This is a genomic window from Pusillimonas sp. NJUB218 (assembly GCF_003788685.1).
GTDB lineage: Bacteria > Pseudomonadota > Gammaproteobacteria > Burkholderiales > Burkholderiaceae_B > Neopusillimonas.
On sequence record NZ_NQMK01000001.1, the window covers coordinates 23,697 to 40,707 of the forward strand.

General features: G+C 54.4%; 16 protein-coding genes. 4 read left to right on the forward strand and 12 right to left on the reverse strand.

Going from position 1 to position 17,011, the window contains the following annotated elements:
• Positions 1-4 precede the first annotated feature (4 nt).
• The 8 genes from CHR62_RS00110 to CHR62_RS00145 form a co-directional block, all read right to left on the reverse strand.
• A complete protein-coding gene (locus tag CHR62_RS00110) occupies positions 5-1,024 on the reverse strand; it encodes an ABC transporter substrate-binding protein (protein ID WP_123659593.1) in 1,020 nt (339 codons plus the stop codon).
• 95 nt (positions 1,025-1,119) lie between these two features.
• Positions 1,120-1,938, reverse strand: a complete 819-nt coding sequence (locus tag CHR62_RS00115) for an ABC transporter permease (RefSeq protein ID WP_233574770.1) — start codon at positions 1,936-1,938, stop codon at positions 1,120-1,122.
• On the reverse strand, positions 1,935-2,759 hold the full coding sequence (locus tag CHR62_RS00120; protein WP_123659594.1) for an ABC transporter ATP-binding protein: 825 nt from the start codon (positions 2,757-2,759) through the stop codon (positions 1,935-1,937). Before CHR62_RS00120 ends, CHR62_RS00115 begins: the two co-directional genes overlap by 4 nt.
• 59 nt (positions 2,760-2,818) lie before the next feature.
• A complete protein-coding gene (locus CHR62_RS00125) occupies positions 2,819-3,415 on the reverse strand; it encodes a glutathione S-transferase family protein (RefSeq protein WP_123659595.1) in 597 nt (198 codons plus the stop codon).
• A 37-nt stretch (positions 3,416-3,452) separates the two neighbouring features.
• Positions 3,453-3,833: a RidA family protein gene (locus CHR62_RS00130; protein WP_123659596.1), complete on the reverse strand. Its 381-nt coding sequence runs from the start codon at positions 3,831-3,833 to the stop codon at positions 3,453-3,455.
• Between the two features lie 64 nt (positions 3,834-3,897).
• Entirely contained in the window at positions 3,898-5,031 is a 1,134-nt protein-coding gene (locus CHR62_RS00135; protein ID WP_158609076.1) for an LVIVD repeat-containing protein, read from the reverse strand.
• Positions 5,032-5,042: 11 nt separating this feature from the next.
• Positions 5,043-6,188 (reverse strand): cupin domain-containing protein, encoded by a 1,146-nt coding sequence (locus tag CHR62_RS00140; protein WP_123659597.1) that lies wholly within the window; start codon positions 6,186-6,188, stop codon positions 5,043-5,045.
• A gap of 453 nt (positions 6,189-6,641) precedes the next feature.
• Positions 6,642-8,153: a CoA-acylating methylmalonate-semialdehyde dehydrogenase gene (locus CHR62_RS00145; RefSeq protein WP_123659598.1), complete on the reverse strand. Its 1,512-nt coding sequence runs from the start codon at positions 8,151-8,153 to the stop codon at positions 6,642-6,644.
• A gap of 198 nt (positions 8,154-8,351) precedes the next feature.
• Here CHR62_RS00145 and CHR62_RS00150 point away from each other — a divergent pair, with 198 nt between their 5' ends.
• A complete protein-coding gene (locus CHR62_RS00150) occupies positions 8,352-9,230 on the forward strand; it encodes a LysR substrate-binding domain-containing protein (protein ID WP_370318022.1) in 879 nt (292 codons plus the stop codon).
• Positions 9,231-9,238: 8 nt separating this feature from the next.
• On the opposite strand, the gene CHR62_RS00155 is transcribed toward CHR62_RS00150, so the two are convergent.
• On the reverse strand, positions 9,239-10,219 hold the full coding sequence (locus CHR62_RS00155) for a LysR family transcriptional regulator (protein ID WP_123659600.1): 981 nt from the start codon (positions 10,217-10,219) through the stop codon (positions 9,239-9,241).
• A 69-nt stretch (positions 10,220-10,288) separates the two neighbouring features.
• On the opposite strand from CHR62_RS00155, the gene CHR62_RS00160 reads away from it, so the two are divergent.
• The gene (locus CHR62_RS00160; RefSeq protein WP_123659601.1) at positions 10,289-11,272 is read left to right on the forward strand and encodes a bile acid:sodium symporter family protein; all 984 of its coding nucleotides are present in this window, start codon (positions 10,289-10,291) and stop codon (positions 11,270-11,272) included.
• Positions 11,273-11,414: 142 nt separating this feature from the next.
• Positions 11,415-12,470, forward strand: coding sequence for a dTDP-glucose 4,6-dehydratase (gene rfbB / locus CHR62_RS00165; RefSeq protein ID WP_123659602.1), 1,056 nt, complete (start codon positions 11,415-11,417; stop codon positions 12,468-12,470).
• Here the strand turns inward: rfbB and CHR62_RS00170 are convergent.
• The 3 genes from CHR62_RS00170 to CHR62_RS00180 all read right to left on the reverse strand — a co-directional run bounded on the left by CHR62_RS00170 (position 12,423) and on the right by CHR62_RS00180 (position 14,396).
• The gene (locus tag CHR62_RS00170; protein ID WP_123659603.1) at positions 12,423-13,172 is read right to left on the reverse strand and encodes an RES family NAD+ phosphorylase; all 750 of its coding nucleotides are present in this window, start codon (positions 13,170-13,172) and stop codon (positions 12,423-12,425) included. The two genes, rfbB and CHR62_RS00170, sit on opposite strands and share 48 nt — an antisense overlap.
• Positions 13,172-13,543, reverse strand: a complete 372-nt coding sequence (locus tag CHR62_RS00175; protein WP_093970021.1) for an XRE family transcriptional regulator — start codon at positions 13,541-13,543, stop codon at positions 13,172-13,174. The genes CHR62_RS00170 and CHR62_RS00175 overlap by 1 nt, the downstream gene beginning before the upstream one ends.
• A gap of 76 nt (positions 13,544-13,619) precedes the next feature.
• Positions 13,620-14,396 (reverse strand): glycosyltransferase family 25 protein, encoded by a 777-nt coding sequence (locus tag CHR62_RS00180; protein ID WP_123659604.1) that lies wholly within the window; start codon positions 14,394-14,396, stop codon positions 13,620-13,622.
• Between the two features lie 307 nt (positions 14,397-14,703).
• On the opposite strand from CHR62_RS00180, the gene CHR62_RS00185 reads away from it, so the two are divergent.
• Complete coding sequence (locus CHR62_RS00185; protein ID WP_123659605.1) at positions 14,704-17,010, forward strand: autotransporter domain-containing protein; 2,307 nt, start codon at positions 14,704-14,706, stop codon at positions 17,008-17,010.
• Position 17,011 lies beyond the last annotated feature (1 nt).

Below are 17,011 nucleotides of genomic sequence, written 5' to 3' on the forward strand. Positions count from 1 at the left end.
GATGTTATTTACGAAGAGGGTTGGCAGCTTTTTGGAAGGTCATGTCGTAACCTGCGGTGCGGCTGGCATCTTTGGGTAGAACCTCTTGGGCCACCAGAATTTCGGCTGTGGCTTTCCATTGTTCGGGAGTAATAATGCCGATGCCTTGTTCTTTGGTTGCCGTGTCAAAAAAGGTAGAGATGTCGGCGGCCAACTGGTTCTTGAGCATGTCACGCTTGGCTGAGTACTCGGGGTTTGCTTTGATGATAATGTCGACAGCCTCGTCTGGATGATTGATGACATACTCGAAAGCTTTAAGGTAAGCCTTGGTAAAGCGCTGGACGAGGTCAGGGTTGTTCTTGATCATTTCTTCCGAAGTGAACATTCCAGAGCCGTAAGCGTTGTATCCGTAATCTGCCCCCATCAGTATCGACAGGCTGCCTTTACCGCCAGCCTTGGCTTCAAGCTCAGGAACTTCTGCGTTGATATAGCCAGGCACGGCGTCAACGCGGCCAAGCAACAAGAAGCTTTCGTAGGGTGGCGAAACCGTGCTTTGCTTAATGTCGTCAAGCGACATGCCGTTTAGCGAAAGAAAGGCTTTAAGGAAAATATAGGTTGAACCGGATGGGTGTACACCAAGATTCAGTCCTTTCAGGTCGCTGGGGCTTTTCAGGTCACGCTTTTCTTTGACGGCAATAAGGGCAAGAGGGCTACGCTGATTAACGGCGGCCAGTGCGACGGCTGGAACGTTACGAGCACGACCTACCATTAGTGTGGGCAAGTCGGCAAAGCCAAACTGTGCGTTGCCATTTGAGACAAGGCGAAGAGCGTCTGTCGAGCCCGAACCTCGGGTGATCTTTGTGATTTCAATGTTGTTTTCCTTGAAGAACCCTTTTTCGTTAGCGACGAAGAACATGGCATGGCTGCCACGAACGACATAGTCGAGCTGGATCGAAACCTTATCTGCGGCCTGAGCCGCAAAGCTTGCACTAAGTGCCATTGCTGCCCCAATTTTTGCTAAACCACTGAACAAGCGCTTTGACATAATGATGACTCCGTTTTTAAAAGTAAGTGACTACTTCATGGTGATGAACATTACTGCTTGACGTGCTGTACAGATATTGATTAACGACGGTGTTGTTACGACTTTGGTGCCCAGGTAATGAATCGCCATTCGACGAACTCGACGACGTAGTAACAAAGCATGCCGAGTATGGAAACCTCAACGACTGCTGCAAATACCAAGGCGGTTTCCATTTGCGTTGACGCGAACAGAATTAAGTACCCGAGTCCTGCAGATGCGCCCGCAAACTCACCTACGATGGCGCCGATGCTGGCGAGTGTGACCGCGATTTTTAGGCCTGACATCAGGTATGGCAATGAGTTTGGAATGCGCACGCGCCAAAGGATTTCGTTGCGGGTGGCCCCAACAGTTTTCAAAAGTGTGACCAGGTTAGGGTCGACAGATTGCAGGCCGACCAGCATGTTCAGGGCTATTGGGAAAAACGCCATAACAACGATAAGTAGTAGCTTGGGTGCCAGGTCGTAGCCAAACCACAAAATGAACAACGGCGCCAGCGCAATTTTTGGTACGTTCTGGAAGAGCACCATAAGCGGGTAAACGGCGCGACCCAGCCAGTCAAAGCGGACGATGATCAATGCCATGAAAACGCCTACGACCATCGATAACAAGAAGCCGTAGACGATTTCCTCGGCGGTAACCAGGGCAGATGCTGCCAGCAGGGCTTGCTGATTGATAAGTTCGTTCAGAATTGCGCTGGGTGCCGGTAGAACAAACGCCTCAATCGCAAATACGTGTGTAATGACTTCCCAAAGAATCAGGGTGATAGCGGTAAGAATGATGGTGGGCATAGCGCCATGCAACATAAGGCCCAGATTACTTTTTGGTTTGTTTTGGGTAGTCATGGTCGAGTTCTGAATAGTGGTCGTATTGCTCATGCTGCCGCCCTCATGCTGTGGCCGTCTTTAAGCAGGCGACGCAGGTGTGATGTGGCAATGCCAAATTTTGGGTTGGCATAGGTTGCATCGTCGCGTGGGTAGGGGATGTCGATGTTGACTGTTTCCATAATGCGGGCCGGGTTTGTTGCCATGACGTGAACGTCTTGCGACAAGAAAATGGCCTCGTCAATCGAGTGGGTAACTAGCACAATGGTTTTGCCGGTTTTTTGCCAGATCTCGAGCAAGAAGTCGCTCATTTCTTCACGCGTGATCGCATCAAGTGCGCCAAAGGGCTCATCCATCATCAGCACCTCCGGGTCCATCGCGAGCGCACGTGCAATCGATACCCGTTGGCGCATGCCGCCAGACAATTGCGACGGACGTTTCTCCAGCGCGTGGGACAGCCCCACAATGTCCAGCATTGCGCGGGCCCGCTCTGTAATTTCTTTATCTGAGCGGTCTTTGTAGGCAATTTGCATAAGCAGCTTGACGTTTTCCAGCGAGTTTTTCCACGGCATCAGGGTTGCCTCTTGGAAAACCAACCCGATCCGGCGCTGCTCAGACGCCAATTGAGGCGTCATTCCTGCAACCTGCACGGAGCCTTCGGTAGGGGGTAATAGCCCTGCCATGACCTTGAGAAGTGTGCTTTTGCCACATCCCGAAGGGCCGATCAGTGACACGAAGGCTCCGCGCGGGACGTCGAGGGTGATGTTGTTGAGCACGCGGTTCCGTTGTCCTGCGTGCGTGAAGTCGACCGACACGTTATGCGCCTGAATATGCAGGTCGGTGCCGGTTGCTTTTTGTGTTGACGAAGAATGCATGAGTAACCTCGGAATTGCGTGCTTTGAAAGGTTGTGGAGGGTTGGACGTTGACGGCGCCTTAACCCGCGGCTATTGCTTTCTGGAACGCAGGGCGGGCCTCAAGCCGTTTTACCCATTGCTTGATATTTGGAAAGTCTGGAAGGTCGTAGGGAAAGTTGATGCAACGACGAATAATTGGACCAAGCGCTAGGTCGGCCAAGGTAATTTGCGCACCCCCCACCCATGTCTTGCCGGCCAGGTGCGCCTCGAGTGTCTTGAGTTCGGCAGCAAGGTTGCTTGACGTGTCTGTGCCGCGTTCAGCGTCGGCTTTCTTTGCGTCTTTGAAGCCGGCCAGGTAAACGGGGTTGACCGTGGCAAGCAGCCAGTCCATCCAGGTTTCTACGGTGGAACGATCTGCGGGTGCGCTGGGGTAAAGTGGCGAGCCCTGTTTATTGGCCAAGTAGCGCAGAATGGTGTTTGATTCCCAAACAACGGTGTCCCCATCGATTAGTGTGGGCACCTTCTTGGTGGGGTTCATTGCGATGTATTCGGGCGTGGTTGTGTTTTCAAATTGGCGGCCATAATCAAGCCGCTCGTAGGGGGCATTAAGCTCTTCGAGTAGAAAAATGACTTTTTGAACATTGCCGGAGGTTGCTCGGCCAAGCAGTTTGTACATATGGGTGCCTCTTGAGGGTGTTGATGTGGAGTGAGGATCAAAGGGGGCGATAGGCGATGCAATCAATTTCGATTTTTGTGCTGATGGCGGCCCGGGCTTCGACGGTAGTGCGTGCCAGGCGACCTTCAGGAAAAAATTCTTTGAAGACGCCGTTGTAGCGGCCAAAGTCGCGCGGATCTTCCAGATAAGTGGTTACTTTCACGATGTCGCTCAAGTCGCAACCGGCCTCGTTAAGGACGCGACGCAGGGCTTCGAGTACTGTGCGGGTTTCGTGCTCGATCGTACCGGTAACCATATTGCCGTTCTCGTCTTTGGGAACCTGGCCCGAGACGAAAACGAAATCGCCTGCTCGAACGGCTGGGTGGAAGGGTAGATTCGGATTTTTCTTCCCATAGACCTGAATTGCGGGGTTATTCATGTAGAACTCCGATTTGCTTTAAATTTCTTGTGTGCGGCGCGGGGCGCCAGAGTTACTGGTTGGGTTAGAAGACATTGGTTTGAATGATGTCGACGCCCTGTTGGCGATCGAGCAAATAAATGAGGCCACGTGAGTCAAGCGTGACATCGTTTGACTGCGGCTGTGTGTACCCTTCAGGGGCATCGGGTTCGTAGAAGCCCACTTCTTTAGGTCTGAACGGGTCTGCAATGTCAATCAGCCGCAGGCCCTTGGCAAACCAGGCAAACGGAATAATTGAGGTACCAGTAAGACGTTCACTGGGCTGGTGGCAGCCTTCCATGGGGGGGCGAGGACTGCCATCGATGTCCACGCCATCAACCTGGAAGGTTGATATGGGCATGGGTTGACGCTCGTCGGTAATATCGTAGAACCAGGTAAACGCAGGGGGTGAAGGCCTAAGCTTGGCAACGTCTTCATCTGCAACTACTAAAATCTTTCGGCCTTTAATGAGTCCAGGCATGGGCATGGCTGTGTGTGTAGGATGCGGGTGGGCAGGGCTGCTGTTGACAGCAGCCACTAGTTTCGGCCGCGCCATGTCTTCAATGTCAAGGATAAAAAACCCGTGGTGCCAGTATGAAACGTAAAGACGGTTGCCTTCGCGCAAGGGGTGGTGACAACGCGGCATGACGAAGTTGTCCCACGGGTAGTGCTCGCCTGCTGCGACGTTTTGGCCGGGTATCCACCAGCGCCCGACCTCTTGCGGACTTGCGGGGTCGGCCAGGTCAAGGATTTTGACGATGTTGCCAACGAAGCCTGCCTCGGTGGGCGAGATGTACGCATAGCGACCATCGAAGCTGAACCGGTGTACGCCGCCACCTTGCCCTGTGACTTGCCACTTGCTGATAAGGCGAGGCTTGGATGGGGTGCTAACGTCGTAAATACCTAGTCCACCGCCAAAGTCGGGAGCGCCTTCCCGGAACTTTTCGTAATTTACGATCATGATCCCGTCCTGGACTCGCACTTTGTGGGAGTGCCATCCCATTGGGATTTCGAGCGTGAACAAATGTTTGGGGTTGCGTGGATCGGTGATGTCATAAGCCGATGTGCCGTGCGGGGGGCGCATGTGGGATACATACAGCGTATTGCCGTCACACCAGACCTGACCGCCGCCAGGGCAGTCGATGTGGCTGATGAGTGAAGTGTTCTTGGTTTGTGCCAAAGCCTGCCCCTTTACACCAGACGAAAAACATCGCCACCAGCAGTCTTGCCGAACCGCTGTAGCAAGCCAAATGCTTGCAAAGCGTTTTCGTCGCTGGCAATGAAGAGGATTGCCGGTTCGGTGCTGCTTGGGTTGCTGAATTGAACCCAGTGGCCACCGGGCGCGGCTAGTGTGTCGTGAAGGTGGCAGTTGAAAGTTTCATCGTCAATCTTGACGTTAGCCGATCCCTCCATGGGCGTGATGAGTTGGCTTGCTGTTTGTTTCAGCGGCAGCGTGGTTTCGCCCGGGCGAAGCATTTGCATGAAAAAAGTCATGGTTTTGTAAACAGGGCCGCCGTGTACCGGGTCGGTGTATTCGACTTTCAGGCCTTCATGATGGTTGTCGTCCCACTCGCGGTTGCGTTCAAGCAGTTCGCGTACAGCGTCGTAGCGATATACAAACATTGGTGCCGAGCCGCCAACACCGCGGAAGTGGTCGACAAATCGTGGCGTAAAGCCCCCGGTGCCGTAGACACGTGCGGAATAGTCGGGGGAAAACCGTGCGGATTGCTTCTTTTTCAGCGAGCCGTCTTCGACATAGTCGTGATCGAAAGACAGGGAGTTGAATGACTCAACCAGTGGGTAATCGAGTACCGATAGATTAATGGCCGGTTGGTCACCAACGTTGCCGTGGTTGTGCCAGGTATCGCGTGGTGTCAAGACCATGTCGCCTGGGCGAAACACGATATCTTCGCCTTCGACGCCAGTGAAGTTTTGTTGGCCCGTCAAGCCAAGACGGATGGCGCTAGCGGTATGGCGGTGGGCAGGCATGAGCTCGTTGGGGTCGTTAAGCCGGTATGCGGTGTAAAGGTTGGTGACTGTGGCTCGTCGCGGTTTCAGCCCTGGGTTTGTCAAGATCAATGAACGACGGTCACTGTCTTCGGTAGTAACCAGCTTGGCAGACTGCTGCAAGATGGGTTCGAGGTCATTCTTGAAGCTCCAGAGAAAGGGCAGCGCCTTGGGGCCACTTGCCATCAGTTGCTTGATTTCGTCGTGCTCGACGTCTGAGCGCTTGGCCCAGAACGGGAACATGTTTTTTGCATGAATGGCCTCGTACATTTGTTTGAGTTCATGCTCGCGGGCGTCGTTCGACAGTGAGTTATCGGCAACGGAAGTCATGTGAGTCCTTTAATGGTGTGGAAGGCAATGGATCGCTAGGTTTTAATGATCGTCAACCAGTTAATGAATTCAACCATTAAAAACCAAATGGGTCAACCGTAAATAATTAAATGGTTTTGGTTGTTATTTGGTTTTTTTTATTGCTTGTTGTGTTTGGCGTATTTATGGCACTTTTAAGTCTCTGTTTTTGATCTAAATAGTCAAACGGTTTATAATGTAAAATGTTGATTTTTAATAAAAATAAATATTTTATAGGGTTTGTACTTATTTTTCGTTGCGGTCTTTGAGCCAATTTTCAACCATTGAATATTTTTCTGTTCAACTAGTGTTTTCACTAATGAGTAAATATCGAAATATCAACCATTATTTGTTGGTTGAGGGCGCTGCAAAAAAATCCCCGCCATAGGGGCAGGGATTTTCAGTGCTCAAGTTGGAACTAGGCTATGAGAGGCTTTACTTGGCTGTTGGCATAACAAACTCTGCGCCTTTTTGGGTGGCCTCGGGCCAGCGCTGCATAATGCTTTTTTGTTTTGTGTAGAACCTCACACCCTCTTCACCGTAGGCATGCATGTCGCCGAACAGCGACTTTTTCCATCCGCCAAATCCGTGCCATGCCATGGGTACGGGTATGGGGACGTTGATGCCGACCATGCCGGCCTGTACGCGTCGGCCGAACTCACGCGCGATGTTTCCGTCGCGTGTGTAGCACGACACGCCATTACCGAACTCATGGGTGTTGATGATTTCCAGCGCTGATGCAAAATTTGGCGTTCGTATGCAGGCAAGTACCGGCCCGAAAATTTCTTCTTTGTAAATGCGCATGTCGGTAGTGACGTGATCGAATAGCGTGCCACCCGTAAAAAAGCCATTTTCGTGTCCGTCTACTTTGTGGCCACGTCCGTCTACAACCAGTTTGGCGCCTTCATCAACACCGATCTGTATGTAGTTTTCAATTTTTTCTAAAGATTGGCGCGTAACTATCGGCCCCATTTCTGCGTCTGCTTCCATGCCGTTTTTGATAATCAGGTTGCGAGCACGATCGGCGAGACGCGGGATGATCTTGTCGGCAACATCACCTACCAGAACGGCGACGGAGATGGCCATGCAGCGCTCACCTGCAGATCCGTATGCGGCGCCGATCAGGGCGTCGACCGCCTGTTCAAGGTCGGCGTCGGGCATGACGACAAGATGGTTTTTTGCGCCGCCCAGCGCCTGAACGCGCTTACCGTGCAGGGCGGCCTGCTGATAGATGTAATGTGCAATAGGTGTCGAGCCGACAAAACTGATGGCCTTTACGTTGGGGTTTTCAAGTAACGCGTCGACGGCGACTTTATCGCCTTGGACGACGTTTAAAACCCCATTAGGCAAGCCGGCTTTTAAAAGCAAGTCGGCCATGTAAAGGGCTGCCGAAGGTGCGCGCTCGCTGGGTTTAAGCACAAAACAGTTACCTGCGGCGATGGCAACAGGGAACATCCAGCAAGGTACCATGCAGGGGAAGTTGAACGGTGTTACGCCGGCGACCACGCCCAAGGGCTGTCGCAGTGTCCAGTTATCCATACCGGTAGACACTTGATCGGTGAAGTCCCCTTTGAGTAGCTGAGGGATACCGCACGCAAACTCAATGATGTCGATGCCGCGCGAAACCTCGCCCTGGGCGTCGGAGAAGACTTTACCGTGTTCGGCGGTGATGATCGCTGCTAATTGATCACGGTGTTCGTTCATGAGTTGCAGGAACTTGAACATGATGCGGGCCCGACGGATCGGGGGAGTGGCTGCCCAAGCTTCGAATGCTTGATGTGCATTTTCAACGGCAGCGTCTACATCGGTGCGTTCGGCTAGTAAAACCTGGCGGGCGACTTCGCCTGTTGCGGGGTTGTAAACAGCTTGCCGTCGCGAGCTTTGGCCTGTAGTGGTGTGTCCGCCAATGAAATGGCTGACAGTGTTTGCGTCGGTATAGCTTTTCATGGTGCTCCCTTTAAGTGATGGCATTGTTTTCTTACGATTGTGCGATGCGCTGATACGTATTTGCAGGCCAGTTTAGGGGGTGTTCGTGAGCGTGAATAGAGCGATGCGCTGGACTTATTGTTTAAAATATTAAACAATAAAGCAATGGATACGGGAACAATATCGCAATATTTGGGCCATATATATTGGCTGGCCATCTTGGCTGAACAAGGTAGTTATACGTCCGCATCACGCCGATTAAATGTCAGCAAGTCGGCAGTTAGTCAGCGCATAGCCGAGCTTGAGCGGTTGGCCGGGATTGCATTGGTAAGGCGTACCACACGCAGTGTGCGTCTTACAGAAGCCGGTCAGCAACTGGTCGAAATGACTCGTCAGTCGTTCGACCAAATTGCTGACAGTTTTCAAAGCGTCAAGGATTTGGCTGTCTCTCCTCAAGGAACGCTGCGATTAAGTGCGCCGGTGGCCTTCGGGCGACAGCATTTGGTGCCAGTGTTACCCAGGTTCTTAATGCAGTATCCGGGAATCAGGCTCGAACTGGATTTGTCAGATCACCTGTCCTCACTAGCGATGGAGGGCGTGGACCTTGCAATTCGACACACCAGCACGCCGCCGGATCTTGATGTGGCTTGGCCTTTATGCGTGACTGATTCGGTGCTGGTGGCAAGCCCTGGTTACCTTAAGAGCGTAGCGCCGCCTAAGTGTCCGGCGGACCTAATCCGACATCCATGCCTGCATTATCCTCGGCGTGATCGTGCCGTAACGTGGGTGTTCGAGCGACGGGATAGTCAGGGAGGTGACCCGGTTGCTTTAGCAGTCAGGGGGCCCCTGGCAGTGAACAACAGTGAGGCCTTAAGGGCGGCGGCCTTGGCGGGTTTGGGCATTGCGCTGGTGCCAGACTTTTCGGTCCGAGAGCACATTGCGAACAAGGCGTTGGTGCGCCTGTTGTCCGATTGGCGGATCAGCGGCAGTTATGGTGATCACCTGTATGTGATTAGGCCATACACTTTGCATGTGTCGCGTGCTACTCGGCTGATGGTGGATTACCTGAAGGAAGAGTTCAAAGATGGCTTTTCTTAAAGCTTGTCCTAAGCGCTGCTCGTCGTTATCTTCCTGGTCGTGTCGCGTGCTGTACGTCGGGCCATTGTGTCTTCCGTGCTTATCTTGACCATAGACCATAGTGTCTCTGCAAGCGGTGCCAGAGTTTTATTCTTTTGCCGAGCCAGCATTATCTTTCGGTTTTCAATGGGTGTCGGGCAATAGATTTGTAGGCCTGGCAGGCCCGTTTCCGGGATGGCCAAGCGCGGTACGATATTAATGCCAAGTCCCGCTCGTACCATTTCAAAGCCTGTTGTGACATGCCCAACTTCTTGCTCGACGCGGTAGGCAATATGGTGTCGGGCCAGTAGCGAATCAATCAAGCGCCTGCTGCCAGAGGCTTGGTCCAATAAAATCAATTTGGCATCGGACAGGGCTGACCAACGTACTTGTCTTTGGGCCCTTTCAGGTTTGCCCTTTGAGGTTATGCGGACTAGGGGGTGGTCGTCGGGGCAAACCACAACGAATGGGTCGACGAGTAGGGTTTCGCAGTGAAGCTCTCGCAGATGCGCCGCGTCTGGTTCGACAATGATGCCAAAATCGACTTCGCCCGACAAGATACTGCTTAGTACGTTTTGTTGAATGCGATCGACAAGTATGACCTGCAGGCCGGGTTCTTGTTTTGCGCAGTAGGCCAGGCAATGAGGGATGAGAGCAGCCGACAGTGTGGGGCTGCTTGCGACGCGTACCTTTCCTGTTCGATTGTTTGCCCAACTGTGTAGTTCGTTTAAGGTGTTCTCAAGGTCGTCAATCCAGCGAGGAAGTCTTTGGGCCAGAATCTGGCCCGCTGGCGTCAGTTTGACGTCTCGGGTTGTTCGATCGAACAGCCGCAAATTGACCTGCGTCTCAAGCTCGGTAATGGCTCGACTGACGGCTGGTTGCGTCAGGCCTATTAGTTCGCCCGCGCGGCTGAAATTGCGCTCGGCCGCAACGACACGAAAAACCTGGAGTTGTTTGAGACTTATATTCATGCATTAAAATTATATATCTATCTTATAAATTAATTTCCCTATTTTTAACGGATAGCGTTCAATACGAGCATGAAACGCATCCCTTTCCTTCCTGATACCTATACATTTTTACTTGTGGGCACGGTGTTGCTTGCAAGTGTGATGCCAGCTGCGGGGCAGTTTGCTGTTGTCCTTAAGTACACCACGGTGGCGGCCATAGCCTTATTGTTCTTCTTGCATGGGGCCAAGTTGCCTCGTCAGGCTATTATCGATGGGCTAACGCATTGGCGGCTACACGGCTTGATTCTGTGTTGTACGTTTGTTTTTTTTCCTCTGATGGGTTTCGCGTTACGACCGGTCTTGCTGCCGCTTGTTAATGCTGAGCTGTATCTGGGGGTGCTTTACTTGTGCATGTTGCCTGCGACAGTTCAGTCCGCTGTTGCCCTTACGGGGATAGCCGGTGGCAATGTGCCTGCCGCGGTGTGCAGTGCTTCAGCATCCACCTTGTTGGGGATTTTGATTACGCCGTTTTTGGTAAACGGTTTAATCGCGCCAACCACCGGGGCGGCATCGCCAATAGATTCGGTGCTTAATATTTTTGCGCAATTGATGTTGCCGTTTCTTGCCGGGCATTTCTTGCGACCCTACTTCGACACGGCATTTCGTAAGTCGGCGAAAGTCCTTTCCTTCGTGGATCGCGGGTCGATACTGCTGGTGATATATAGCGCTTTCAGTGCTGCTGTGATTGGGGGTATATGGCAGCAGGTTTCGTCGGCGATGGTCGTGGGGTTGGTTGTGATCAGTCTGGTGCTTTTGTTTTTGTCGATGGCTTTTGTATACGGCTTGGCGTCATGCTTCGGGTTTAACCGTGAAGACCGCATCACCGCGTTGTTTGGTGGCGCTCAAAAAAGTCTGGCAACTGGGGTGCCGATGTCCCAAGTGCTGTTTACGGCGTCAATTGCTGGCGTAATGGTGTTGCCCTTGATGCTGTTTCACTTGTTGCAACTGGTGGTTAGTTCGATGTTGGCGCAGCGCTGGCACCGCCAGCGTCGGTTGGGGCAGTTAAAAACGTAAGTTACAAGCTTTTTGTCGTGGGGGGCTGCAAGACTGCTGATGTTTTAAGCGTGCAAGACTGTGTCGATGGTCGTATTCAAGCGGCGCTTGATAAACTGACGGAACATTTCTTGAGTACTTAGCTTTAGGGCATCTTCACACCATGATTCTCGTCACCGGCGGGGCCGGTTTTATTGGCAGTAACTTTGTGCTCGACTGGTTAGCGGTTAACGACGAACCTGTCATTAATCTTGATGCGCTGACATACGCGGGTAACTTGGCTAACTTGGCGTCGCTGCATTCTGACCCGCGTCATATTTTTGTGCATGGCGATATTGCCGATGCGGCGCTGGTGGGGCAGTTGCTGGCCACGCACCAGCCGCGTGCGGTGGTGCATTTTGCGGCCGAGTCGCATGTTGACCGCTCTATTGCCGGGCCCGAGGCTTTTGTGCAAACCAATGTGGTGGGTACGTTTCGGTTGCTGGAAGCCGTACGCGCGTATTGGCAGGGTTTAAGTGCGGCCGAGCAGGCTGCGTTCCGGTTCTTGCATGTGTCTACTGACGAGGTCTATGGCACGTTGTCGCCCACCGCGCCGGCGTTTACCGAAGACCACCCCCACGCACCCAACAGCCCGTATGCGGCCAGTAAGGCCGGGTCCGACCACCTGGTGCGGGCCTGGCACCATACCTATGGTTTGCCGGTGGTTACCACCAATTGTTCCAACAATTACGGGCCGTACCAGTACCCCGAAAAGCTTATTCCGCTGTGCATTCAGCGGGCATTGGCGGGGCAAACGTTGCCTATTTACGGCGACGGGCAGCAGGTACGCGATTGGTTGTATGTGTCTGACCACTGTTCTGCCGTGCGACGTGTACTAGAAGCGGGCGAGCCGGGCCGTGTGTACAACGTGGGTGGCTGGAACGAAAAGGCGAACTTGTCGGTGGTGAATACGCTGTGCAGTGTGCTTGACGAGCTGCAGCCCCGCGCCGATGGGGCTTCGTACGCCACGCAAATAGCTTTTGTGACTGACCGCCCCGGCCACGATCGTCGCTACGCGATTGACGCCACCCGTATCGAACGTGAACTAGGCTGGCGCCCCGCTGAAACCTTCGAAACCGGCATTCGTAAAACGGTGCAATGGTATTTGGACAATACCGCCTGGGTCGCCGACCTAGCTGGCCGGGAGCGGGAAGTAGCCGTCAACCAAAAAATGCGTTAGTGGGTATGTGTACAGGCCTGGCTCGTCAAGCCGCTTGAAAGCAGTATGTGTGGCGGTAACCTCGCAAAACCAGGCCTCTTTGTACAAGGGCTGCGCTTTGCCAAAGGCCTGTGGCGTGAAAAGCGCAATGCAAGTTCCGCCTTCAGGGTCTCGGGCCGACATGTATTCAAATCCTTCGACCCCGGCCAATCGCATGTTGGCGCCGAGTTGCTGGCATTCTTCGTAGCGCGTGGGGTGGGTAAGTACGCCAGCATATTGCGTGAAGGGTGGGCGTTGTAGCCTGACCCCCTGCTGTGTTTTGTAGCTGGCGCCAAACATTGTGTGTTGTGACTGCAGCTTGGGGCTGGGTGGCGCTGCATCGATTGAGTGCCAGAATACAAACCGGTAGTATGCCGCCTCGGCCAGGGTGGTTTCGACGCTGGCAGCGCCGTAGAACAGACTAGGTTCGTGGCGCTGACCAAAACGTGAGCCCCACGGCAAGGGTGGGTAGCGAAACGGCGTTCGCAACAAATAATGCAAGGCCTGGCTGCCCTGGGGGTAGGGCGGCTTGGTCTTTTCCAGAAGGTCTTCCAAAATAGCCTGCTCTTCAAGCGTGTCGACGTAATTGCGCGTGGCAATTTGCTCTTGGCTTTCGACCAGGCGGTGCAGGGTGCCGTGTATTGGGCCAATGTGTGTGGCGCCGTTGCATTGCGCCCAGATCATTAGACTTTTCCCCTGATACTGTCGACAAATTGCAAAACCGTAACCAGACCCTGAACCGTTTTGATCTGTTGGGCGGGTATGCCGCCGGTTACCCGGTTTGGGGACGTCATGAAATGATGTGCCCAGGCTGAGTCGCCGCCGGTAAGGGCATACAAGGCCCTGGCTAACCGGACAAGTAATAATGCCAGTTCACCCTGTTTTGATTCGGGGTCGAGCTCCCCGTTGCCCTTTAAGCGACTGACGGCTGTGCGATGCATGCCAATGACATCGGCCAGATGCGACTGGTTAAGGCCCAGTTGTTGAGCGGCGTTGATGACCGCCTTGGCTAAAACGGTGTCAGGGGTAACTTGCGGTTGGCGATGTGCAGACATAACAACCCTTTGGTTGTGATATTTGCACTTAGTCTATATTAATTGTGCATATGGCACAATTGGCACAGCCTGTCTGTTAGCGCACGGGTGGGTGCTTGGGCAGCCGTCGGACCAGGATGTTTTCGGTGACGACCTTGTCCCATGCGCGGTGGACCGGGTCGAGCAGGTTGGCGGGGCGGGCAACGGGCTGGTTGGCGGGGGCGAGCTCGGCCGCCGGGTCGCAGGCCCAGACGGGGTTGGGCGTTAACGCCCACAAGCGGAAAATGTCTTGTTCGACAAAGCCTTCCCAGTGGTCGGCGCTTGTCCAGACCGGGTATTGCGTTTTAACCAGGTTGTGACAGGCTGCGTTGGTAACAAAATACCCGCGCGATTGACGCACCGTGCCGTAGGGCCGCATCATTTTGAAGAGTGTATTGCCAATGTCGCGGCGTTGGCTGCGGTAGGCCTGGGCCACGTGGGTAAGCTGCACCACAACGGGCTCGTACGAGCCGAACATGTGCTCGAGGCATTCGGCCGATTTTGTGTCGAGCAACTGCACCAGGGTTTCGGCGACATCGGCGTCTTCTTCAAGAATGACGGCACCGGGCAGGTGGTGGTTAAGAATATGCCGGTAAACATTTAAATGGCTTAGTGCCACTGTGACGTTGTCGGGCGTTAAAACGTCGCCGTATTCGGATTTGTTCTTGTGCGCGTTGATATACGACCCCAGGTTGCGATCGGTGATGTTGTCGCGTTCGACCATGGGGAAAAATGTAACACGCAGGCCCTTGGCTTCGAGGCGAGCGCGTATGGGCTCGCGGTGTGGGGCCTGGTCGGAAGAGCACAGAACGAAGCAGGGGAGCTGGTGCGACATGGTGTCGGGTGCCCGTTGGGTTTTGTTACGGTTTACTGGGTATTGTAATCCTTTGTTCGTGATTGTCGCAGAAAGTTCCCTGTAAATCGCCCGGTCAGATGGCCTGTGGGCGTCTAGCCGACAGCTAAAAATTTTTTCTGGTAGTTTTTATTGTTCTTTTTTATGGGTTTTTAACTGACGCGCGCGATTATCTTATATAGATAAATATGTCTATAAGTGTTTTCATATTGTCATAATTACAATAATGGTCATAATGCGCGTAGTTTGTCACACCGGTGACGAGCAAATCCACTTAAGGACACCATAGATGAATAAAGAAAAGAAGCTGTGGCGGTGCGGGGGTTTGGTTGTTGGGGCGGGCGCTGTGATGTTGCAGGCGGCCTTTGGCGCACAAATGGCATGGGGGCAAATGCAGTCGGCATCTGCCCCCGTTTTTTTCCCCGACGGGGTGTGGGAAATTCAGGCCGCCGACTATGTCAGTGCGGCCGATTTCCTTATTGGTGATGCAGCGTTGCTAGATGTGGCCGATGGCGCGCGGGTCACACTAAGCGGGCGCATTGCCAATGCGCCGGGTTCGCTCGACGGCCTGATCAAACTGGGCGGCGGCACACTAACGCTAACCGGCGACAGCAGCTACCGTGGGGTAACGCGTGTGTTGCAGGGCGGGGTGGTGGTAGGCGGCAATAGGGCGGTGGGGCCGGGCGTTCAGGTCAATACTGGCACCACGCTAACCTACGCACCGGGGGTAACCGTGGCCAGTAACGTGCAGTTCGATGCTATCGACATGACGACACAGCCGGTGCCTCCTGGGTATCGGGTGAACGACCCGGGTCGCAGCGCGGCGGTGGGTTGGCATGTTGACAGTGGCCAGGCTACGCATGACGGCATTGTCTCGGGTGCGGCTGCGTTCGAGAAGACCGGTGGCGGCCGTTTGGTGCTGGCTAAAGATGCTTTGGGCTATACGGGCGCTGCAGTCGTGCGGGCTGGCACCCTGGCCGTTAATGACTGGTTTGGCGGGTCGGTGCAGGTCGCCAGCGGCGCGAGGCTGGAAGGTACGGGGTCGATCGCGTCGGTTTGGGTGCGTGATGGCGCCACGCTGGCGCCGGGCGCCAGTATCGGTGTGCTTCGTGTGCCGGGTGATGTCCGCTTCGACGATGGTTCAACGTTGTCTATCGAGGTTGAGGCCGATGGGCGGCACGATGTGCTGGCTGTCGGCGGCAAAGCGCTGTTAGACGGTAACGTGCAGGCGCTGGCGGGGGCGGGCGACTGGCAGCCGTCAACCTCGTACCGGTTCTTGACGGCAGCAGGTGGTTTTGACGATACCCGGTTCGACGGCGTTAACAGTAATCTGGCGTTTCTGACGCCCACCCTGGTTTACGACGCAACGTCGGTGTCTTTGACGTTGGCGCGAAACGATGTTCCGATCGATGCCCCGGCCGTGACAGACGACGAAAATGCCGTGGCCGATATTATTGATACGCCGTCAGGGGGCGTGCCTGGGGTAAAAGACTTGCCCCAGGTTTACGACGCCATTGTGGTGTTGGACCGCGATGGGGCGCGTAGTGCCTATCGGCAATTGGCGGGTGCGTGGCCGGCTACTGTACGTGCCGGTGCGCTGGATGACAGCCGCTTTGTGCGTGAGGCGGTTCTAAGTAGCCGGTCGTGGGGTTGCGATGCTTTGTCGGCTGCGGGCAACCTTGCTGCGGCGTCGGGCGCGAAGTGCGAGGGTACCAAAGTATGGTCTAGCGCGTATGGTGCGCAGGGCAAAGGGCAGGCCGCGGGTAGTGTGGGCGATTTTCAGCGCTCGTTGCGGGGCTTTACGGTGGGTGTTCGGCATTTGGTTAGTCATTTGACCGAAGTGGGCGTGTTTGCCGGGGCAGATACGCGACGGGTTCGGCAAATGGCAGCGCCCGATGGCACGCTGGCTTTTGGTGCCTTTCAGGGCGTGGGCGATTCGGGCGGTGGCGCCGACACGCGCATTCATGGTTTGCATTTGGGGGCCGATGTCGGTGCCGTGCGCGGCCCGGTACAGATGGATGCCGGGCTTTCTGTTGCTTGGCACACGTTTAAAACGTCGCGTTCCCTTGAAATTGGCCGTTGGCGCGACACATTGCGCAGCGTTTCTAGCAGCCGCAGCATGCAGGTCTTTGGTCGACTGGCCTTGCTTGCGGGCTTGTCGCCTTTTGCGGGGCTCTCGCCTTTTATAGAGCTGGCGGTGGTGCACAGCTCGACAGGTGCGCACACCGAGCAAGGCGGTGCAGGTGCGTTGAACTACGCGCGTGCCAACGACTGGGCGGCATTCAGCGTTTTGGGTTTGACGGCGTCACATGCCTTTAAAACGGTGGGTGGTTTGGGTATGTTGCAGGCCGAGCTGGCCTGGCGTTATGCCCATGCCGATCGCCAATTCGAATCTCGGCAGTCGTTTCGCGATAGTTCACGCGGCACGATGTTTACGTCGCATGGCCATGGCATTGCTGCACATGCCTTGAAAGCCGCGTTTACAGTGTCGACCCCTGTGGGTAAGCACAGTGTGCTGCAGGCCGGTTATTCGGGGCTGCTGTCACCCAGCCGGCACGACCATGGCTTTAACCTGAAATTTCGGCATTATTTTTGAG